We start from the raw sequence: 19123 nt of genomic DNA, 5'->3' as shown, positions 1-19123 counted from the left end.
GTAAGGGCTGGGTTGCTTTGAAATAACCTGATCTCTATATGAAAACATCGTAAGGGCGGGGTTACCCCGCCCCTACCTGTAACAATACCTCAACCTCAATGTGCATCTCCTGCCCTGAACCTGACGTCTTCGGTAACTTGTTGCGATTGTCTCATATTGTACGTATATTTAAGGCCGGATACAATTGCATTTGTATGCCGTCACAGAGTGGGGCGTCGCCAAGTGGTAAGGCATCGGCCTTTGGAGCCGACATCCGCAGGTTCGAATCCTGCCGCCCCAGCAAACAAAAAAGGCAACCTTTCATGGGGTTGCCTTTTTTGTTGATCAGTCATACCTCCGCCAAATCTTAATAGCGGTAATGTTCTGGTTTGTATGGCCCATCCAATGGAACGCCGATGTATGCAGCCTGCTCATCAGAAAGTCTGGTGAGTTTTACGCCGAGTTGTTCAAGGTGCAGTCTTGCCACCTCTTCATCAAGCTCTTTCGGCAGACGGTAAACACCAACAGCATAATCCTTTGTCCAGAGTTCAATTTGTGCCAGAGTCTGGTTGGTAAAGGAGTTGCTCATCACAAACGAAGGGTGTCCGGTTGCGCATCCAAGATTGACAAGGCGTCCTTCTGCAAGCAGATAGATGCAGTTGCCGTTCTCGAAGGTATATTTGTCGACCTGTGGCTTGATATTGAGCCTTGTTGCTCCTGCATAGGCATAGAGCTGCTCAACCTGTATCTCGTTGTCGAAGTGGCCGATGTTGCAGACAATGGCTTCATCCTTCATCTGCTTCATGTGCTCAAGCGTAATCACATCCTTGTTGCCCGTTGTGGTGACAAAGATATTTCCTTCCTTGACTGCTTCGTCCATGGTGGAAACCTCATAGCCTTCCATGGCTGCCTGCAGAGCACAGATCGGATCAATTTCCGTCACAATTACCCGTGCTCCATACGCACGCATTGAACGTGCTGAGCCTTTGCCCACATCGCCATAACCAAGCACCACAACTACTTTGCCGGCAACCATGACGTCGGTTGCACGTTTGATACCGTCAGCAAGTGATTCACGGCATCCGTAGAGGTTGTCAAATTTTGACTTGGTGACCGAGTCGTTGACGTTGATGGCAGGGAAGAGCAGTTCGCCTTTCTCCATCATCTGGTAGAGGCGGTGAACACCGGTGGTGGTCTCTTCCGAAACGCCCTTCATTTCTGCGGCAACCTTGTGCCAGCGTTGGCTGTCTTCTGCAAAGACCTCTCTGAACTGCTGATAGAGCGCTTTTTCTTCCAGATTGGCTGGAGCTTTTTCGAGCAGTTCAGGGTTATTCTCGATTTTGTAGCCGAGGATGATCATAAGGGTAGCGTCACCACCATCGTCGACAATGAGGTTCGGTCCTTTTCCGCCTTCAAACTCAAGGATCTGGCGGGTGCACCACCAGTACTCTTCAAGGGTTTCGCCTTTCCACGCAAAAACCGGCACGCCGCTCTTTGCAATAGCTGCTGCAGCATGATCCTGCGTTGAAAAGATATTGCAGCTTGCCCAGCGAACCTCGGCTCCGAGTTCCACAAGGGTTTCAATCAGCACCGCAGTCTGGATGGTCATATGCAGGGAACCGGCAATACGAGCGCCCTTCAACGGGTATTGACCCGCATATTTGCGTCTGGTGGCCATAAGACCCGGCATCTCTTTTTCAGCGACATCAATCTCCTTGCGTCCCCATTCTGCAAGGGAGAGATCCGCCACTTTATAATCAAGCACTTCTGTGAGTGTTGTCATATTGTCATCTTGTTTTAAAAATGTTGCAATTGCTCAGGCCAGGTTGAGGGCTGATTTCAGTTCACCAACTTTTTCTGTCTTTTCCCAAGGGAAGATATCACGACCGAAATGGCCATAAGCTGCGGTCTGCTGATAGCACCAACCCTCTGGTTTGTTGAGGCTGAATCGTTTGATGATGGCTGCAGGACGAAGATCGAAGATCAGTTCGGCTTTTTCCTGGATCTGGGCATCGTTGAGTCCGTGTTTTGCCGTGTCGTGGGTATTGATATAGATCGATACCGGACGGGCAACACCGATGGCATAGGAGACCTGAACGGTGCATTTGTCGGCAAGGCCAGCAGCGACAATGTTCTTTGCAACGTGACGGGCTGCATAGGCTGCACTGCGGTCAACCTTGGAAGGATCTTTACCGCTGAATGCACCACCGCCGTGGGGAGCAGCGCCACCATAGGTATCAACAATGATCTTGCGTCCGGTCAGGCCGGTATCGCCGTGTGGTCCACCGATGACAAAGCGTCCGGTCGGGTTGATGTGAAACTTGGTGTTTTCATCAATCAGGTCAGCAGGGATGACCACCTTAATAACATTTTCGATAATGTCATTTTTGATCACTTCCTGCCAGGCTGCTTCGCTGACGCCTTCAGGTTCCGGATCGTGCTGGGTTGAAACAACGACAGCATCAACACGTTTGACAACTTCATTCTCATATTCAAGGGTGACCTGGCTTTTTGCATCAGGACGAAGGTAGGTCATGATTTTGCCCTCCTTGCGGATTTCGGCAAGTTTTTTCATCAAATGCTGGGCAAACTGGATAGCTGCCGGCATCAGTACCGGAGTTTCAGTGCATGCATAGCCGAACATCATGCCCTGATCGCCTGCGCCAACACGGTCAAACTCGTCAGCAATCTCTTCCTTGCGGTCAACGCCGCGATTGATATCAGGTGACTGGCTGTGGAGCGCTGAAAGCACACCGCAGGAGTTTGCCTCAAACATGTACTCACTCTTGGTGTAGCCGATTTCGGTGACAACCTTGCGTGCTATGGTCTGGATATCAACAATTCCTTTCGTTGTAACTTCACCGCCGACAATAACCTGACCGGTTGTGACAAAGGTTTCACAGGCAACGCGTGAACTGGAGTCCTGGCGGAGAAAATCATCAAGTACAGCATCGGAAATCTGATCGGCAACCTTGTCCGGGTGTCCTTCTGAGACGGATTCTGAGGTAAAGAAATACCTTGTTTGTGACATGTTCTGATAAGGTTTTGGTTAAACGAATGAGTGTAACAACAGAAAAAAATGAACAGCAAGAACAAAAATAATTGAACCAAAGGAAAGTTTTTCAGTGAGAGGATGCCACAAAGAGATGACCTGGGACACGGAAAAACTTCCAGCAGACCCTGGGGAAACAACCCCTGTTGAGAGCCTGCGACACCGTGTCCATAGGTAATGGGGATGTCGATGAAAAAGAGAGCACAAATGTAAACATTCGCCCTCTTCTATGCAAAAAATCTCTTATCCAACCCGTATTTCTGAGTAGTCTCCGATATTGATTTCCTGTGAACTTCCTGTAATGAAGGCGTTGTTGCCGACGATCGAGTGATCGAGCATGATATGGGCGACCCGTGCGTTATAGCCGATAATTGAATTTCTGATAATGACATTGGTAATTACAGCCTGTTCACCGATGGTTGTATAGGGGCCGATAATGGCATTTTCAAGTACCGCACTGTCTGCGATAAAGACCGGATCGTTGATGATGCAGCCGGGAAAGGTTTTTGTCGCGACGTTGTTTTTGAGAAGAATCTCATTTGTGGCGAGCAGTGTTTCAGGCTTGCCACAGTCATACCAGCCGTGAACCGGGAAGGTGGTGAATGGTTCTCCCCCTTCAATCATAAACTGCAGGGCGTCGGTGAGCTGGTATTCTCCTTTTGTTCTGATTCCATTGTCAATCAGGTGATCGATACTCGCAAAGAGTGAGCCAGCTCGCTGGAGGAAATAGAGGCCCACAATGGCAAGGTTGCTGACGGGCGTGTCAGGTTTTTCAACCAGTTTCAGAATTTTTTCTCCATCGGTTACAGCAACCCCGAATCGTCTTGGGTCTTCAACCTCTTTGACACCAAGGGTTGAAACAGGGCTTTTCAGTACCGATTCAAGATCAACATCAAAAATAGTGTCACCGAGAATAATGAATAATGGTTCATCCTTGATAATATAGGGTTTGCACATCCAGATGGCATGGGCAAGTCCGAGGAGTTCGGTCTGGGTGACAAAGGTGAACTTGATGCTGTAATGGGCTCTCAGCCACTTTTCAACCATGTCTCCAAGGTAGCCGACAATGACGATGGCTTCGTCAATACCTGACGCGATAAGCTTGTCCATGATATGGCCGATAATGGGTTTTCCGGCCACGTTGAGTAACACCTTCGGATGAGAAAAAGTGTGAGGGCGTAAACGGGTACCTACCCCTGCAACAGGAATGATTGCCTTCATGTTTCCTCAAAGATTTTGGTTGTAAAATCAAGCATATGAACCACACTATCCCATGTTACAAAAAAGCATGATGAAATTAAATACTCCAATTGCTCTCAGAGGGCTGTTAAATAAAGAAATCAGTTGTATTTTATGACTTCGCAGTCGTTTTTCCCCCTATTTTATTTTGATGGCTGCTCTCGGTGCACTTTGTAGCAGGGGATGCGCAGGAACAATTTTATTCAACACGTGTGTCATGGCAGTGAGGTACAAGAGAGTTTTCAAGCAGTCCGGGGTTATTCCAGTCCTCGATAATCGGCTTGTGCTTATTACTTCCAGAAAATCGGAACGCTGGATCATTCCAAAGGGATATGTCGAAAAAGGGTTGACACCTGCCGAGTCGGCTGCAAAAGAGGCCTATGAGGAAGCTGGGCTGATCGGTGTTGTTCATCACAAAGAGGCTGGCCAGTATCGGTACAGCAAGTTTGGAAAACTCTTTTCGGTTCAGGTTTATCCTCTTTTTATTGAGACCATGCTTGATGAATGGGATGAAATGCATGACCGCCGACGAAAGCTTGTTACTCCATCTGAGGCAATTGAAATGGTTTGCCATGAAGATCTCCGCCGTATCATTGCGGATTTTTTTCTGAATAATTTTTAGGAGTATCGGAAATATTTTTTTGTAATTAATGTTCTTGTGCTATATTGGGCCTTCCGTTAAAAAACGGGGTGTGGCGCAGTTGGTAGCGTGCCTGCTTTGGGAGCAGGAGGCCCCGAGTTCGAGTCTCGGCACCCCGACAGGAAACAGGTCTGACAATTGAATGCTGTGCCCGTAGCTCAATGGATAGAGCATCAGCCTTCTAAGCTGAGGGTTACTGGTTCGAGTCCAGTCGGGCGCACAAGAAAAAGTCCGTAAGTTTTAAACGGTGATTGTAGCTCAGTTGGTTAGAGCGCCAGGTTGTGGCCCTGGAGGCCGGGGGTTCGAGTCCCCTCATTCACCCATATAAGGCCCCATCGACTAGTGGTTAGGTCATCACCCTTTCAAGGTGGTAGCACGGGTTCGAATCCCGTTGGGGTCACTCTAAAAGCTCTGTTCTTTGCCGGTACAGGGCTTTTTTTAATCCATGAAAGCCAGATTTCCTTCTCCTTATGAAAATATCTGTCAGTTGGCTCAAAGGTTTTCTTCCCTCCTTTTCTTCCGATACGCTGTCACTTGTTGAAAAACTGACCTTTCTCGGCTTTGAGGTGGAGGAGGTTCAGGAGCCCTCCCTTCCAGATGATCTTGTTGTTGTGGGACGAATAGAAGAGGTGGTGCAGCATCCCAATGCTGAACGCCTGACTATTTGCCGGGTTGATGTCGGTCGTGAAGAGCCTCTTCAGATTGTGTGCGGCGCTCCGAATGTCAAAGCAGGAATGGTTGTTCCTGTAGCGACACTCAAAGCAAAACTGACCGCTTCTGATGGCCAGACCATCACCATCAAGCCCTCGAAAATACGCGGTGAACGCTCGTTCGGCATGATTTGTGCCGCTGACGAACTTGGGCTCTCTGATGACCATTCAGGCGTTATGGAGCTTGACTCTTCATGCCGGATCGGTGAGCCTGTAGCCCGTTATTTTGATGGCGATGTCGTGCTTGATATTGCCGTGACACCAAACAGGCCCGACGTTCTCTCCCATCTCGGAATAGCACGGGAGCTTGCAGGAGGTGAAGAGATACACTATCCGGAACAGAACGCAGTACCATTTGTACAAACTGGGACGCTTGTTGATGTTCTGGATGCTGTCGCCTGCCCCTATTACACGGGTGTGGTCATAAGAGGGATAACGGTTGCCGAGTCTCCTGCATGGCTTCGAAAAAAGCTTGAAAGTATTGGTTTGAGGCCGAAAAACAACATCGTTGATATCACCAACTATATTCTTCACGGGTTGGGCCAGCCCCTTCATGCCTTCGATCTTCAAAAGCTTGCCGGTGAGCGGGTTGTAGTGCGGAGTGATGTGCGTGGGGAATTTGTTGCCATCAATCAGCAATCCTTCCAGGTTGAGCCCGGTATGCCGGTTATCTGTGACAGCCAGAAGCCAGTGGCTCTTGCCGGCGTTATGGGAGGACTTGAGTCAGCCGTAAGTGACGCCACAACCGATATTCTGCTTGAGTCAGCCTGGTTTGATCCCTCTATGATCCGGAAATCGGCAAAAAAAGCTGCGATCTCTTCGGATGCCTCATACCGTTACGAGCGGGGTATCGACCCCCGGAATGTCAGACGGTCGGCAGAGTGCGCCGTAGCATTGATTCTGGAGCTTGCCGGAGGCCGTATTGAAGAGGCTCAGGAGTGGGGTTCAGTGCCGGCTGAATTGCGTCGCGTAGCCCTGAGAGCTGATCGGGTCAACGCCTTGCTTGGCAGTTCGATAGCCGCAGGCGAAATGGTGGCGATGCTCCAGCGGATTGGATTCAGGACTGACGAAACCGAAGGGGAATCAATCACCTTCGAGGTGCCTTCCTGCAGGGTCGATGTTTCAGGGGAGATCGATCTTGTCGAGGAGATTGCCCGCCTCTATGGTTACGACAATATTCAGCCTTCTGCCCAGATGGCGACCATCTATCCACAGTCGCGCAAGTTCCCGGAGTTTTTCCCGGATTTTCTCCGCTCTCTCATGGTCGGCTTGCATTTCCGCGAAATTCTCACCAATCCGCTTGTGAAAAGAGAAGAGGCCGCTCTGTTCAGCGACAAGCTTGTTGGTGTGCTTAATCCTATCAGTGAGGGGCTTGAAGTACTTCGTCCCGCGCTTGTTCCCGGATTTCTGAAGGTTATAAGCCATAATATCAGGCATGGAAACCGGGATCTTCAACTCTTTGAGGTAGCCAGGGGATTTCAAAGTCTCGCAGCAGGTGAGTGCAGGAGTGAGTCGCCGCTTGATGCTTACAGTGAACAGGAATATCTTGTTCTTGCCATCACTGGCAGTCGTTTCCCGAGAATCTGGAACCAGTCGTCAGAAAAGGTTGATTTTTACGATCTTATGGGCGCTGTCGAGATGCTGCTCGAGAAGCTGAATTTGCTTGATAAATCAGTGGTGAATATTTATAATGAAAACACTGTCAGCATTGATGTACAGTTGACAGAAAAGGGAAGAAGTTGCTCGTACAGGGCAGGTGTTGTACAGCGACTCGATTCAAACCTCTTGGGCAAATTTGATATTGGACAGGATGTTTATATAGCGGAACTTGACGCGGCAGCTCTCGAAAGCTGTTTCAGTTCAGGTGTCACCTATGAGCCGCCTTCCAGATTTCCGGTTGTTCAGAGGGATATATCGCTTGTTCTGCCTCCTGATGTTACTGTTCAGTCACTTGTTGAATTGGTTCGTTCAAGTGACTCCCTGATCAGGGGTGTCTCTGTTTTTGATCTTTTCGAGCGTACCCGTGAGGATGGCGGAGAGCGTAGCGTTGCACTCTCTCTTGAAATTGCAGATCATGCAGGGACGCTACAGGATGAAAGAATCAGCGATATTCTTTCTAAAGTCGGCAGTAATGCCGCGAGTAAGCTTGGTGCGGTTATTCGACAAGTCTGATACTCTTTGTCTCTATGCAAGATTTTGATGGGCAAAATATGACAGGTGATGTCAGCCTCCTTGAGAAAAATATTGAACTCCTTGTTGCCCGGTTAACGGATTGCCAACAGGAGAATGATGTGTTGCGATCTGAACTCTCAAGTCTGGAGAATATTTTGAGAAACTATAAGTTGCCCGGAACTCTCGGATCTTCTGCCGTTGATGTATGCGGCACTCCCGCAGGAGCGCTTGGTTATGCGGAAAAAGTGCAGGTGAAACAGAAACTGGTTCTGATTTTGCAAAAAATAGAGATGGAGCTCAGAAATAATCAGGCCTTGTCGTAAAGAGATGGAAAAAATTGATGTAAATGTTTATGGTTACAGCTATCCCTTAAAGGTTGACCGACGGGAAGTGACCGAAAAAGCGGCCCGTGATGTTGATGGGGTGATGCGGCTTTTTGCCGAAAAGGCACCGACATTCGAGCCAGTAAAGCTGGCGGTGCTTGCGGCAATTTCGTTTGCCGAAAAAAAAGTCGAACTTGAAGAGGAGATGGCGTTGCTGAGGCAGAACATTGCCAGACTGAATGTTTTTATCGGGCAAAATCTGCAATAAACCGTTACATTGAGAAGAAATATCCGCACCGTTTGATTGGGGTGTCTGTAAGTAAAAGAACTAACATCAAAAAACAGGGAACCAAACTCTTCTTTTTGATTGCAGGCCTTGTTGAAAGTACCTGACCTTTTTCGGGTCAGGCGTTTCAAGAACAGTGGAAACATTGTTCCATTGGAAGCAAAAAATCTGAAGGAGGTGCCCACCGTGTATAACGGGTTCTTGGATCTTACGCGCCTCGTTCATGGTGCGGTTTTTTTGTTTAAAACGGTGCCTCATCTTTAAGTATGAGAGCATGAAAATGGAGGTAGTTTAATGGGAATAGTCATAAACCTGTTTTTGATTGTTTTTGCTTCAGTGATTTTTTTTGCAGCAGGTTTTTTGGTTGGACGTTACTTTCTTGAGCGGATCGGTACAACCAAGGTGCTTGAAGCAGAAGAACGTGCGGTTCAGATAGTGCAGGAGGCACAGAAGGAGGCCAACGAGTACAAGGAACTGAAAGTCAGCGAAGTAAACCAGGAGTGGAAAAAGAAGCGTCGGGAGTTTGATCAGGAAGTTGTTATCAAAAACAACAAGTACACCCAGTTGCAGAAGCAGACACAACAGAAGGAGGCTCAACTGAAAAAACAGAGCCAGGATGTCAAGGATCTTGAGCGCAAACTTCAGGATCAGCGCAAGGAGATTGATCAGGTATCTGCGTCGCTCACCCTTCGTTCCACAGAGCTTGAGCGCATCATTGTTGAGCAGAACCAGCGTCTTGAAAGCATCAGCAACCTGCAGGCTGAAGAGGCTCGCCAGATGTTGATCGACAATATGGTGGCAAAGGCAAAAGAGGAAGCGACCGAGACCATTCACCAGATACACGAAGAGGCTGAGCAGAAAGCAGGTCGCCTGGCCGAAAAAACACTCCTGACCGCCATTCAGCGCATCTCTTTCGAGCAGGCTACCGAAAACGCCCTTTCCGTTGTTCATATCCAGAGCGATGAACTCAAGGGTCGCATCATTGGCCGTGAAGGTCGCAATATCAAGGCATTTGAAAATGCTACCGGAGTTGATATCATTGTTGATGATACACCTGAGGTCGTTATTCTCTCCTGCTTTGATCCCCTTCGTCGAGAACTTGCCAAACTGACTCTCCAGAAGCTTCTTGTCGACGGTATCATCCATCCTGTGGCTATCGAAAAAGCCTATGAAGATGCGAAAAAAGAGATTGATGATGTCATCATCAGCGCCGGTGAAGAGGCGCTTTCATCGCTGCAGATTCCCGATATGCCTGCCGAGATTGTCTCACTTATCGGTAAAATGAAGTTTCATACCGTCTATGGTCAAAACCTCCTGCAGCACAGTCGTGAAGTTGCCATGTTAGCCGGTCTTATGGCTTCAGAACTCAAGCTTGATGTCCGACTTGCCAAACGTGCCGGTCTTTTGCACGATATTGGTCTTGTGCTGCCGGAAGGCGACGAGCCCCATGCCATTACCGCCATGAATTATCTCAAAAAGTTCAACGAATCCCACATTGTACTCAATGCGATTGCTGCCCATCACGGCGATGTAAACAAAGAGTCTCCTCTTGCCGATCTCGTTGATGCCGCCAACACCATTTCGCTTTCGCGACCGGGAGCTCGTGGTGCGGTAACGGCTGACGGCAATGTCAAGCGTCTTGAAAGTCTCGAAGAGATCGCCAAAGGATTTCCGGGGGTTCTGAAAACCTATGCCCTGCAGGCAGGACGAGAGATCAGAGTGATTGTTGAAGGCGATAATGTGAGTGATTCACAGGCAGATGTGCTTGCCCATGATATTGCACACAAAATTGAATCCGAAGCACAATATCCTGGACAGATCAAAGTATCCATCATCCGCGAAAAACGCTCAATTGCTTACGCGAAATAAGCGGGATTAACAGCTACAAGATTGTTCCCCGAAAAAGGCAATCAGAAAAGAGAAAAGGGCTACCTGAAGAGGCAGCCCTTTTGCATTGGAGGAGAAATGAGAGGCGAAAGCTAAATTTGTCCTTTGGTCGAAGGAATTTCTGTACCGGTTATGGCAACAGCCGCTTTCATCGCATAGGCAAACGCTTTGAACAGCGCCTCTATCTTGTGGTGCGTATTCTCTCCCTCAAGGATTGAGAGATGGATATTGGCCTTCAATGTCCCGGCAAGCGAGATAAAGAAATGCTCCACCATCTCTGTTGAAAAGCCCTGAATGACCGGACGATTAAATTTTGCATTGAAAACGCAATAACTTCTTCCTCCCAGGTCAAGGGCACACTGCGCCAGAGCTTCATCCATCGGGATGATTGCCCAGCCATAGCGCCCAATTCCCCGCTTGTTGCCAAGCGCTTCAGCAATGGTGCTTCCAAGAACAAGAGCAATGTCTTCCACGCTGTGATGATCATCAACATCAAGATCTCCCCGGCACTCCAGCTCAAGGTCAAAGCCGGAATGTTTACAGAAATTGGTCAGCATATGATCAAGAAAGAGTACTCCCGAGTTGACCGAGCTGGTTCCGGAGCCATCAAGCGTGACCGTTATCGTGATATCGGTCTCATGTGTTGTTCTGCTTGCCGTTGCTGAACGGGCAGCCCTTTTGATTTCTTCTGGCATATTGGATTGGTTATCGGATAAATTTGTTAAAAAGGTAAAGAAAAAGCGTGAGCAGCAGAGAGAGCAGCACGGATGTGCCAAGAGGAAAATAAAACCGGAAATTATCCCGTTCTATCTTGATGTCGAGAGGAAGATTGCCAAACCAGTTGAACCAGTTCCACGAGCCTGACTTCTCGGAAGCCATCATGAAAAGACCGAAAACAACGATGGCAAGGCCTGTTATCACAACTATTTTGGCAGCATCAGCCATCGCGATTTGGATATTTTTTAAAAGTTGCTAAATTAAGGCCTTCTTCATGTGAAGATACGATATTTGCAAATTTATTAAAGCGGCTGGAAATGCATGTTTTCATTGTCATTGTCGGTTTACTTGCATCGATTCTGCTGATAGGGGTTATTTTATTACAGAGCCCTAAAAGTGGCAGTGGTTTGACAGGTGGTATTGCAAGCCTTGGCACCGTTCAGACGCTTGGCGTAAGAAGGACTGGTGATTTTTTAAGCAAGATGACGGCTATTCTTGCAGCAACCGTGATGCTGCTCTGTTTTGTCGCCGCATTTACGCTTCCAGGAAGAACTGTGAAAGAGGCACCTGAAGGTAGTATGCAGCAGAATGTTCCTGCAATGCCAGCGCCATCGGCAAACAAAGTGCCCTCCGCACCTGTTTCTCCGGCACCCGTGATTCCTGCGCTGCCGGCAAAATAGATTTTCTGCACCCGTGGCTCAATGGTAGAGCAATTGACTCTTAATCAATGGGTTGGAGGTTCGAGTCCTCCCGGGTGCACCATAACAAATAAAGACTTGCAGGTTTCGGCTTGCAAGTCTTTATTGTTTCTATGGCTCCGGTGGGTGCATTCAATTGTGTACAGGCTTTCCGTTTCAGCAAAATATATTTTGTGTTTTTATGAAATTCCTTGTTTTGGGAAACAAAAAAGCGGCCATCGACGACTTCGTGAGTGCCGCCAGACTTGGAGAATCGAAGGCAAAAAAATGGCTGAAAAGCAGCGGGTACAAATGGTAAGCCAAGCTGTTATTGCTGCAGGGGATTGTATTGTCAAGCCAGAGTACACCTTTGAAGGCTCTTCGGGTTTCTTTCCTGAGGAGCTGACTGACTGTCAGGGATTGCACATGTTATCACTCCTCTTTTTTTTCTGATGATTTGATTTTGACCGGTTTGCAAAGATATTTTTTCTTTGTTGCCACTCTTGCGCACTTGCCGCAAAGATAGTGGGGCTTGGCAACCAGCTTCATGATCGTATCCATGTTTTCTTCCATATCGTGCTTGTCAAGCTTGCACAAGGTTTTTTTGATCATACTGTTCATCTCCAGAGTATCGTTCGCAGGTTAATATCGTACAGCATTTTGGTTAATAATACTGAAATCAAGGTGTTACACGGCTGACAAAAGGAAAGGCATCTCCGGGGGTTCGTTTTTTCATCGTTAAGGCTTTGAACCATACCGTTAATGCTTCTGAGATATTCATCATCGCTTATATAATCGGATTGTTCAAGTATTTCTTAAGACGTCTGAAACTGTCCAGCCTCGTTGACCCACCTTCCTCTCACCACCCCGACACCACAAACCACACACCCGTAGCAATCATAATCAGGCTGGCCACCCGGTAAAACCATTTTCGAGTTTTGTTGCTGATGCTGTTCACCACTTTCCCGACAAGAATCAGCGCTGGTGCAGTGCCGATGCCGAAGAGCATCATCATCAGGGCGCCCTGCATCATTCCGGCAAAGGGGTTCTCTGCCTCCATGGCGGCTCGTGCAGCGGCGAGCAGGGCGGTATAGGTGAGGCCGCAGGGGAGAAAGCCGAGGACGATGCCCATCGGGTAGTAGGCGCCGACGGAGCGTGGGGCTTTGAAGAGGGCCATGATGCGCTGAATTACTGAAACGCCGGTTGAGCAACTGGTGAATTGTTTCGGTAGTGGCAGCCACTCTGCTGTGGAGAGCCCCATGAGGATGATGGAGAGACCAGCAATGATCATGATGGCGCGTTGGAGAGGCTCGATGGAGGCGGTAAGGAGCAGAAATGAGCCTGAGAGGCCAGCCACAGCGCCGAGGATGGTGTAGGTGGTGATGCGTCCGAGGTTGTAGAGCAGGTGGTGGAGTATCCCTTTACGGGTTTCACCAACGCTGAAGGCGGCAACAACCGGGCCGCACATACTGATGCAGTGACCGAATCCTCCGGCAAGACCGGAGAGAAGCATGGCGAGAAGGGGGGTGATGGTCATGGGTTTTTTTTCTTTGCAGGCTTTGCAGGTTTCAAGGGGTTTGCCAGTTCGTCATCATCGTCAAGCATCCGGTATTTGGGAGCTTCGGGGTCGTCGAACTGGCCGCTTTTTACGGCCCAGATGAAGAGAAACCATGCGGCGACTCCGACAAAAAGACCAATGCCGATCAAAAAAAATGTTGCGTACATGATGGTTCCTCAGTCAGATGTTTTTCAGGCGCAGGGAGTTGCCAACCACCACAAGGGAGCTGCTTGCCATCAGGAGTGCGGAGATGATGGGGTGCAACACTCCTGATACGGCAAGTGGCAGCGCTATGAGATTATACGAAAAGGCCCAGACAAGATTCTGCCGGATGATGGAAAAACAGCGAGATGAGCTTTCTGTCAGGGTGTTGATGAGCCGGAGGTCATCGTTCAGGATGGTAACACTGGCGCTTTCGAGGGCGATGGCGGAAGCGTGGCCGAGGGTGACTCCGATATCGGCTTCGGTCAGAGCTGGCGCGTCATTGATGCCATCTCCGACCATCATGACGCACATTCCCTTTGCTTTCAGGTCGCGGATAACCGCCGCTTTTTCAAGAGGTCCGAGCCCGGCCTGTACGTCGGTGATGCCGCATTTTGCAGCGATGTAGTTGGCTACTCCCTGATTGTCGCCGGTGAGGATTTTGAGCGATAGCCCTTTTTTGCGGAGCCCGGCTATCAGGGGAAGGGCATCCGGGCGCAGGTCATCAATGAGGCCGATGATACCGGCAAGCTTGTGGCCGCAGGCGACCATCACCACGGTTTTTCCTTCAGCTTCGAGTGCCGAGGCGCAGCTTTCCTGGAACGGTTGAAGCTCAACTTTTTCCTGTGCCATGAAGGCTCTCGATCCTGCCTGCCAGAGGGTTCCTTCAATGATCCCTGAAACTCCTCTGCCCGGTGTTGCCCTGAACTGCACGGTTTTCAGGAGTTCTCCCTGCCATGAAGCGACGATGGCACGTCCGGTGGGGTGCTCCGAGGCCGCTTCAAGCGAGGCGATATGTTGTACCAACGCGGGAGTGAGGCCGTAGTCGTGCAGGTCGGTTATTGAGGGTTTTCCGGTGGTGATGGTGCCTGTTTTATCGAGCACGACGGTGGTGATTTTTGAGACGGTTTCAAAAATATCGCCACCTTTAACCAGAATGCCTCTCTTGCCGACAGCGGTAGTGCCGATCAGAATGGCAAGCGGTGTTGCCAGACCAAGTGCGCAGGGACAGGCGATGACGAGTACCGAGACGGCGTTCATCAAAGCAATGACCGTACTTCCTGCAATGACTTTCCAGTACAGAAAGGTGGCAATGGAAAGGATGATGATTGCGGGCACAAAATAACCGGCAGTTTTGTCGGCAATTCCCTGAATCGGCGCCTTGCGTGCCTGTGCATCCTCGACGGTGCGAATGATCTGTGCAAGCAGGGTGCTGCTGGCGTTTTCGGTTACGCAGATGCGGAGCCGACCGTTCATGGAAAAACTTCCGGCGAAAACGTTGCTTCCCGCCTCTTTTAAAACCGGGTTTGACTCTCCGGTGAGCATGGACTCGTTGACCTCCGCTTCGCCATCCACGACTCTCCCGTCGAGCGGAATTCGCTCTCCGGGGATGATCTCCACATGATCTCCAATCTTGATGGTATCAAGAGAGACCAAGGCTGTTTCTCCGTTTTCGGAGATGAGGAGTGCTTCATGTGGCTGCAGCTCGGCAAGTTCAGCAATGGCGTTACCTGCCTTGAGGCGCGACCCGGCCTCCAGAAACCGGCCCAGAAGAATGAAGGTGATGATCATGGCGGAGGTATCGAAAAATACTTCGCCGCCCTGAACGATCATGGCAATGCTGTAGCAGTAGGCCGAGAGAGAGCCAAGAGCAATGAGCACATCCATAGTAAACGACCATTGCCTCAGAGAGCGAAACGCGCTTGCCAGAAAGGGGTAGCCGGAGTAGAAGAGCACCGGGGTGGCGAGTGCCCATGAGATGAGCTGAAAGGCAAGTTTGAAGCGTGCCTCCATTCCCTCGAAAAATCCGGCATAGAGTGCGGCAATAAAGAGCATGAGCTGCATGGAAAAAAATGCGGCAGTGCCGAAACGCAGCAGTAAATCCTGTTTTTCTTTTGCTGCCAAATCACTCTGGCTGTTGCCACGGCCAGGGTGTGGCAGGTAGCCGATGGAATGGAGGGCCTGAAGAATTGTGTCGAGAGAGATGGTATCGGAAGACCAGGTGATGGTTGCCTTGTGTGTGGCATAGTTGACTCTTGCTGAAAGAATCCCCTCCTGTTTCATCAGAAATTTTTCGATAAGCCAGACACATGAGGCGCATCGTATGCCCGAGAGGAGGAGCTCAATGCTACTCCCGGTGTCGGTAAGGGTCACGCTGTCTCGAAAGGCGGCGGCTTCAAGTTTTACAGATGTGTGCGGAGGGCCTGGCTGCCAGTCACAGCGCTTGTCGTAGAAGGCGTCGAGTGAATTGCTGTGAACAAGTTCGTAGACGCCGAGGCAGCCATGACAGCAGAAGAACCTGGTCTCACCGTCGATAAGGGCGGTTATGGCCGATGCCCTGCTTGTCTCCTGAAGGCAGTGGTCGCAGCGCACCTTTTCGTCAGATATCAGTCCGCTATCTGACATTGAAGATAAATGCCGGATTTGTGGGTTCATCGGCGAGAATGGTCACCTTCCAGAGCGTGCGCCCGCTCATGCAGCGGACAATAATTCCTTTACCCTCGTAACTGCAGCCACTTTTTCTGACAAGGGTTACCTGATTTTTGCCCATCGGCATACCCGGCATGGAAAGGTCGAGCAGCAGCTTGTCTGATAGCCTGTTGCATGGGGTTACCGTTACGCTGAAGGTGAGCTCCTTCATCGCGCTCACTGGTTTTGGTTCAATGTTGAGCGTATAACTGTGGCTCCCTGAGGTGATGGTGCAGGGGCCCTGGTGGATGTTGCACTCACTCTCTTTTGCGATGAGTGGTGTGGTGAAGATGCTGCTGCTCAGCAGTGATGCGCCGAGTGCCAGTGCGGCTACCGTACGTCGAAAAACCATTTTCGTGTGGCTCTGAGTTGTTGTTTAACAAGATCGATTCTGACGAACCAGACTCCTTTGAAGGGAATCGCTGCAGTTGTATGATAGATGCCGGGAGCCTCTTCCTGCATGGTCAGGGTGGAGTCATAACGGGTTGAGGAGAGGTTGCCGACAAAAAGAGAGAGAGCGGCATCTTCAAGCGGCTTGCCGTGTGAGGTGACGCTGATGTGGATCTCGTTGCTTCCCATTTTCAGCGAGTCTGGTTTGCTGATTGCAACATCAAGCTTTTGTTCGACCTCTTTGGCTGCAAAATAGTGTTTCCCGTTCTCATAATAGTTTTTGTCAACAAGGCCTTCGGCATTGTTGTATGCCACATAGATGCCGCATCCCATGGCAAAGAAGAAAAGGGGATAGATAAGGTAAAGAAAGAGCTTCATGGAAAACCGGTTTCCCTGTTTATGGATATGCCGTCACCGGAGATTCCGAGACGTACACGTTCCAGCTTGCCGTTCGATTTGATCAGTATCCTGCCGTGAATGGCTGAAAATGGCTGCAAAAGGAGAGTGTGTTCACCGAGAAGGGTGACAGGGTCAGGCGAGGAGAGTGCAAGTGAGAGAGGTTTTCCACTGTTGTTATAAACGGTATAGGAGTAGCGGTTCAAACCTGCCGGAAGGGGTGCGTTGTCGCGTGTGACAAGAAAATCGACTGCCGGGCGACTCCATATGAGCAGGAAAAGAGTTAGCGCCGCAGCGGCAGTGGCGCCACCAAGCCAGTATGTTTTCCGGCGAACGATCACCCCTTTGTAGTTCGGAAAGGGGGGCATACCTCTTTTTTCGCTGAGGGGGCGGCAGGCGTCAATACATTCAGCGCAGGCAATACAGGCAGAGTTCAACCCTTTTTTGATGTCAATACCAACCGGGCAGACCTGAACGCATGCGTCGCATTTCATGCAGGTAGCATCGCGTGAAAGGTCATACTCGATAACAAGGGTATCCTTGTCGAAGAGGGCATTCTGCAGCATGGCGTAGGGGCAGATCGATGTGCAGAACCTTCTTCCCAGAAACGCCAGTTCAAGGTAGACCAGTGCCCAGAGAACAAGAAAAAAAGCGGTAATCGTTGGCGAAACAAAGAGGCTTCTCATAGTCTCAGCCGGAGGAACGAAGTACCAGATCATGGTGATCGATATCAGGGCCGAGAGGGGCAGCAGGATGAGACTTTGCAGGGTTTTGAGGTACTTCTTGCCTGCCAGGGCAGCGATGCTTTGGCTCAGGTCAAGCAGAACGGTCTGCGGGCAGAGCCAACCGCACCAGATGCGACCGAAAATGGCGGTAACAAAGGCGATGAGGAGGATAAAAAAAAGTGTGACGGCGAGGATAAGATAAAACTCACTTATCCAGATGGCCGAACCAAAAAAATAGAGTTTGAGAGTGGGGATATCAAACCGGAATGCACTTTGACCGTTCAGGGTGAGAAAGGGCAGGCCCGTAAGCATGATGGCCTGCAGGATCTCGACGATGTTTCTTTTGATTTTCCACAAAATGGCAGACTCCAGTGTTATCAGTAATTATTTTTTTCTCAGGGTTTCCAGATAAGCGACAACCTTGCTGCTCTTCTCCGCACCAATCTGGGGCAGGAATGAGGGCATCCCGTTGGGACGGCCTTTGGTAATGGATTCATAGATATCCAGCGGGGTTGCTCCATATTTGAGCGTTGCAAGGGTCAGATCGGGGCCGATTCCTCCGGTGGCATCATCTTTGTGGCACGGTGCACAGGTGTTTGCATAGACCTCTTTCCCTTCCTTGATGGCCTCCTTGTTGTCGGAATATGTTTTGATCGTCTCCGGTTTTTCGGTTTTGGCCGCCGCCGCCATCTCCTTTTCAAAGCCCTGGTAGAAAGACCAGCCGGAAATTGCCGGTGTATAGAAGAAGATATAGGCGATCAGAAAGATAATTCCCCCATAAAAAAAGAGCAGCCACCCTTTGGGGATTTTGTTATGGCCATCCTGGGGTTCCGGGGTATCATGCATGGCAGCTCTCCTTTTGTTGATCTTGTGGTACTCTTAGGGTTTTTCAATTGTCGTCATCAAGCATTCTGTGCTTCGGTTCCTCAACCTGCTGTTTTCTTTTCGGGTTGTAGTAGTAGATAATTATTCCCGCTAAAACAGTGGCGAGCAGCAGGGTAAAGAGGAAATATGCCATTCCTGAAAAGGTCATTTTGTTGCCTCCAGGTTTTTGACATCTCTTCCCAGCTTTTGGAGGTATGCAATCATGGCATCCATTTCGGTCAGTTCCTGGCGCAGCTCTGGCGGTGTCACCTGGTCACGACTCTCTTTTGAGGAATAGGTGCCATCGGTTACCGTTGCATGATATTGGGCTATCTGCTGCCGGACATCGTTTTCAGAATAGCCATAGCCAAGAATGGATGTCTTTTTGTATGAATATGTGGTATCGAGACGGTTTTTGGCAAGCCACCCATAAGGGGGCATATTTGATTTTTCAAACATCCCTTGCGGACTCTGCATGTGCTTGTAATGCCAGGCATCGGGATACTTCCCGCCAACGCGGTTCAAATCGGGGCCTGTGCGGCGTGAACCCCAGAGGAAGGGTCTGTCGTAGGCGAATTCCTCAGCTTTGGAGTATTCCCCGTAGCGAAGTACCTCTGTTCTAAGCGGTCGTACGGTCTGGGTGTGGCAGTTGTTGCATCCCTCGCGGATATAGATGTCGCGCCCTTCAAGTTCTACGGCCGTATAGGGTTTTATGGCAGCGCTGACTGGCTGTGTAGAAGGCATGAAAAGCGGAACAAAGACCGTTACGGTGGTGCCTATAAGGATGACAACGGCTGAAAGAATAGCAAAAACAACCGGTTTGGAAGTGATCCCCATG

At 49.7% G+C, this 19123-nt stretch carries 21 protein-coding genes and 6 tRNA genes; 12 read left to right on the top strand and 15 right to left on the bottom strand.

Translation table 11 applies throughout. The features are described from left to right. Positions 1–208: 208 nt before the first annotated feature. Positions 209–280, top strand: a tRNA-Gln gene (locus PPHA_RS10405). Positions 281–346: 66 nt separating this feature from the next. Here PPHA_RS10405 and ahcY read toward each other — a convergent pair. The 3 genes from ahcY to PPHA_RS10390 all read right to left on the bottom strand — a co-directional run bounded on the left by ahcY (position 347) and on the right by PPHA_RS10390 (position 4252). Then, entirely contained in the window at positions 347–1762 is a 1416-nt protein-coding gene (ahcY, locus tag PPHA_RS10400; RefSeq protein ID WP_012508781.1) for an adenosylhomocysteinase, read from the bottom strand. A gap of 33 nt (positions 1763–1795) precedes the next feature. Continuing rightward, entirely contained in the window at positions 1796–3010 is a 1215-nt protein-coding gene (gene metK, locus PPHA_RS10395) for a methionine adenosyltransferase (RefSeq protein ID WP_012508780.1), read from the bottom strand. A gap of 264 nt (positions 3011–3274) precedes the next feature. Then, entirely contained in the window at positions 3275–4252 is a 978-nt protein-coding gene (locus PPHA_RS10390) for a sugar phosphate nucleotidyltransferase (protein ID WP_012508779.1), read from the bottom strand. A 235-nt stretch (positions 4253–4487) separates the two neighbouring features. On the opposite strand from PPHA_RS10390, the gene PPHA_RS10385 reads away from it, so the two are divergent. The 9 genes from PPHA_RS10385 to rny all read left to right on the top strand — a co-directional run bounded on the left by PPHA_RS10385 (position 4488) and on the right by rny (position 10270). After that, entirely contained in the window at positions 4488–4892 is a 405-nt protein-coding gene (locus PPHA_RS10385; protein ID WP_041526531.1) for an NUDIX hydrolase, read from the top strand. A gap of 64 nt (positions 4893–4956) precedes the next feature. Then, positions 4957–5029 (top strand) — tRNA-Pro (locus PPHA_RS10380). A 28-nt stretch (positions 5030–5057) separates the two neighbouring features. Beyond that, positions 5058–5130: transfer RNA gene (locus PPHA_RS10375), tRNA-Arg, on the top strand. A 26-nt stretch (positions 5131–5156) separates the two neighbouring features. Further along, positions 5157–5232: transfer RNA gene (locus PPHA_RS10370), tRNA-His, on the top strand. 6 nt (positions 5233–5238) lie between these two features. Continuing rightward, positions 5239–5310, top strand: a tRNA-Glu gene (locus tag PPHA_RS10365). A 70-nt stretch (positions 5311–5380) separates the two neighbouring features. Beyond that, the gene (gene pheT, locus PPHA_RS10360) at positions 5381–7792 is read left to right on the top strand and encodes a phenylalanine--tRNA ligase subunit beta (RefSeq protein ID WP_012508777.1); all 2412 of its coding nucleotides are present in this window, start codon (positions 5381–5383) and stop codon (positions 7790–7792) included. Between the two features lie 14 nt (positions 7793–7806). Beyond that, complete coding sequence (locus tag PPHA_RS10355; protein ID WP_012508776.1) at positions 7807–8115, top strand: hypothetical protein; 309 nt, start codon at positions 7807–7809, stop codon at positions 8113–8115. Positions 8116–8119: 4 nt separating this feature from the next. After that, positions 8120–8383, top strand: coding sequence for a cell division protein ZapA (locus PPHA_RS10350; RefSeq protein WP_012508775.1), 264 nt, complete (start codon positions 8120–8122; stop codon positions 8381–8383). Between the two features lie 312 nt (positions 8384–8695). Continuing rightward, positions 8696–10270 (top strand): ribonuclease Y, encoded by a 1575-nt coding sequence (gene rny, locus PPHA_RS10340; protein ID WP_012508774.1) that lies wholly within the window; start codon positions 8696–8698, stop codon positions 10268–10270. Positions 10271–10380: 110 nt separating this feature from the next. Here rny and hisB read toward each other — a convergent pair whose 3' ends face one another. Then, positions 10381–10983 carry an imidazoleglycerol-phosphate dehydratase HisB gene (gene hisB, locus PPHA_RS10335; protein ID WP_012508773.1) on the bottom strand — a complete coding sequence of 201 codons (603 nt, stop codon included), beginning with the start codon at positions 10981–10983 and terminating at the stop codon, positions 10381–10383. Positions 10984–10993: 10 nt separating this feature from the next. After that, positions 10994–11233: a DUF2905 domain-containing protein gene (locus tag PPHA_RS10330; RefSeq protein ID WP_012508772.1), complete on the bottom strand. Its 240-nt coding sequence runs from the start codon at positions 11231–11233 to the stop codon at positions 10994–10996. An 89-nt stretch (positions 11234–11322) separates the two neighbouring features. Here PPHA_RS10330 and secG point away from each other — a divergent pair, with 89 nt between their 5' ends. Further along, a complete protein-coding gene (gene secG, locus PPHA_RS10325) occupies positions 11323–11685 on the top strand; it encodes a preprotein translocase subunit SecG (protein ID WP_012508771.1) in 363 nt (120 codons plus the stop codon). Between the two features lie 7 nt (positions 11686–11692). Further along, positions 11693–11767: transfer RNA gene (locus PPHA_RS10320), tRNA-Lys, on the top strand. Between the two features lie 347 nt (positions 11768–12114). Here PPHA_RS10320 and PPHA_RS10315 read toward each other — a convergent pair. The 10 genes from PPHA_RS10315 to ccoO form a co-directional block, all read right to left on the bottom strand. After that, on the bottom strand, positions 12115–12303 hold the full coding sequence (locus PPHA_RS10315) for a hypothetical protein (protein ID WP_223293900.1): 189 nt from the start codon (positions 12301–12303) through the stop codon (positions 12115–12117). Positions 12304–12541: 238 nt separating this feature from the next. After that, entirely contained in the window at positions 12542–13219 is a 678-nt protein-coding gene (locus PPHA_RS10310) for a sulfite exporter TauE/SafE family protein (protein WP_012508769.1), read from the bottom strand. Further along, positions 13216–13407: a cbb3-type cytochrome oxidase assembly protein CcoS gene (gene ccoS / locus PPHA_RS10305; protein WP_012508768.1), complete on the bottom strand. Its 192-nt coding sequence runs from the start codon at positions 13405–13407 to the stop codon at positions 13216–13218. The genes PPHA_RS10310 and ccoS overlap by 4 nt, the downstream gene beginning before the upstream one ends. Before the next feature lie 13 nt (positions 13408–13420). Then, positions 13421–15847, bottom strand: a complete 2427-nt coding sequence (locus tag PPHA_RS10300; RefSeq protein ID WP_012508767.1) for a heavy metal translocating P-type ATPase — start codon at positions 15845–15847, stop codon at positions 13421–13423. Then, on the bottom strand, positions 15837–16262 hold the full coding sequence (locus tag PPHA_RS10295; protein ID WP_012508766.1) for a hypothetical protein: 426 nt from the start codon (positions 16260–16262) through the stop codon (positions 15837–15839). The genes PPHA_RS10300 and PPHA_RS10295 overlap by 11 nt, the downstream gene beginning before the upstream one ends. Beyond that, complete coding sequence (locus PPHA_RS10290) at positions 16241–16678, bottom strand: FixH family protein (protein WP_012508765.1); 438 nt, start codon at positions 16676–16678, stop codon at positions 16241–16243. The genes PPHA_RS10295 and PPHA_RS10290 overlap by 22 nt, the downstream gene beginning before the upstream one ends. Continuing rightward, positions 16675–17778 (bottom strand): 4Fe-4S dicluster domain-containing protein, encoded by a 1104-nt coding sequence (locus PPHA_RS10285; RefSeq protein WP_012508764.1) that lies wholly within the window; start codon positions 17776–17778, stop codon positions 16675–16677. The genes PPHA_RS10290 and PPHA_RS10285 overlap by 4 nt, the downstream gene beginning before the upstream one ends. Before the next feature lie 27 nt (positions 17779–17805). Further along, complete coding sequence (locus PPHA_RS10280) at positions 17806–18267, bottom strand: c-type cytochrome (RefSeq protein WP_012508763.1); 462 nt, start codon at positions 18265–18267, stop codon at positions 17806–17808. Positions 18268–18310: 43 nt separating this feature from the next. Continuing rightward, the gene (locus tag PPHA_RS15195; protein WP_012508762.1) at positions 18311–18454 is read right to left on the bottom strand and encodes a cbb3-type cytochrome c oxidase subunit 3; all 144 of its coding nucleotides are present in this window, start codon (positions 18452–18454) and stop codon (positions 18311–18313) included. Continuing rightward, entirely contained in the window at positions 18451–19122 is a 672-nt protein-coding gene (gene ccoO / locus PPHA_RS10275) for a cytochrome-c oxidase, cbb3-type subunit II (protein ID WP_012508761.1), read from the bottom strand. Before ccoO ends, PPHA_RS15195 begins: the two co-directional genes overlap by 4 nt. Between the last annotated feature and the right edge of the window lies 1 nt (position 19123).

The organism is Pelodictyon phaeoclathratiforme BU-1 (assembly GCF_000020645.1).
Lineage (GTDB): Bacteria > Bacteroidota > Chlorobiia > Chlorobiales > Chlorobiaceae > Chlorobium > Chlorobium phaeoclathratiforme.
This window is presented reverse-complemented; position numbering and strand designations above follow the sequence as displayed.

Coding starts and splice junctions, on each gene's coding strand:
- ahcY (WP_012508781.1), bottom strand. CDS start 1,762: ATGACAACACTCACAGAAGTGCTTGATTATAAAGTGGCGGATCTCTCC.
- metK (WP_012508780.1), bottom strand. CDS start 3,010: ATGTCACAAACAAGGTATTTCTTTACCTCAGAATCCGTCTCAGAAGGA.
- PPHA_RS10390 (WP_012508779.1), bottom strand. CDS start 4,252: ATGAAGGCAATCATTCCTGTTGCAGGGGTAGGTACCCGTTTACGCCCT.
- PPHA_RS10385 (WP_041526531.1), top strand. CDS start 4,488: ATGGCAGTGAGGTACAAGAGAGTTTTCAAGCAGTCCGGGGTTATTCCA.
- pheT (WP_012508777.1), top strand. CDS start 5,381: ATGAAAATATCTGTCAGTTGGCTCAAAGGTTTTCTTCCCTCCTTTTCT.
- PPHA_RS10355 (WP_012508776.1), top strand. CDS start 7,807: ATGCAAGATTTTGATGGGCAAAATATGACAGGTGATGTCAGCCTCCTT.
- PPHA_RS10350 (WP_012508775.1), top strand. CDS start 8,120: ATGGAAAAAATTGATGTAAATGTTTATGGTTACAGCTATCCCTTAAAG.
- rny (WP_012508774.1), top strand. CDS start 8,696: ATGGGAATAGTCATAAACCTGTTTTTGATTGTTTTTGCTTCAGTGATT.
- hisB (WP_012508773.1), bottom strand. CDS start 10,983: ATGCCAGAAGAAATCAAAAGGGCTGCCCGTTCAGCAACGGCAAGCAGA.
- PPHA_RS10330 (WP_012508772.1), bottom strand. CDS start 11,233: ATGGCTGATGCTGCCAAAATAGTTGTGATAACAGGCCTTGCCATCGTT.
- secG (WP_012508771.1), top strand. CDS start 11,323: ATGCATGTTTTCATTGTCATTGTCGGTTTACTTGCATCGATTCTGCTG.
- PPHA_RS10315 (WP_223293900.1), bottom strand. CDS start 12,303: ATGAACAGTATGATCAAAAAAACCTTGTGCAAGCTTGACAAGCACGAT.
- PPHA_RS10310 (WP_012508769.1), bottom strand. CDS start 13,219: ATGACCATCACCCCCCTTCTCGCCATGCTTCTCTCCGGTCTTGCCGGA.
- ccoS (WP_012508768.1), bottom strand. CDS start 13,407: ATGTACGCAACATTTTTTTTGATCGGCATTGGTCTTTTTGTCGGAGTC.
- PPHA_RS10300 (WP_012508767.1), bottom strand. CDS start 15,847: ATGTCAGATAGCGGACTGATATCTGACGAAAAGGTGCGCTGCGACCAC.
- PPHA_RS10295 (WP_012508766.1), bottom strand. CDS start 16,262: ATGGTTTTTCGACGTACGGTAGCCGCACTGGCACTCGGCGCATCACTG.
- PPHA_RS10290 (WP_012508765.1), bottom strand. CDS start 16,678: ATGAAGCTCTTTCTTTACCTTATCTATCCCCTTTTCTTCTTTGCCATG.
- PPHA_RS10280 (WP_012508763.1), bottom strand. CDS start 18,267: ATGCATGATACCCCGGAACCCCAGGATGGCCATAACAAAATCCCCAAA.
- PPHA_RS15195 (WP_012508762.1), bottom strand. CDS start 18,454: ATGACCTTTTCAGGAATGGCATATTTCCTCTTTACCCTGCTGCTCGCC.
- ccoO (WP_012508761.1), bottom strand. CDS start 19,122: ATGGGGATCACTTCCAAACCGGTTGTTTTTGCTATTCTTTCAGCCGTT.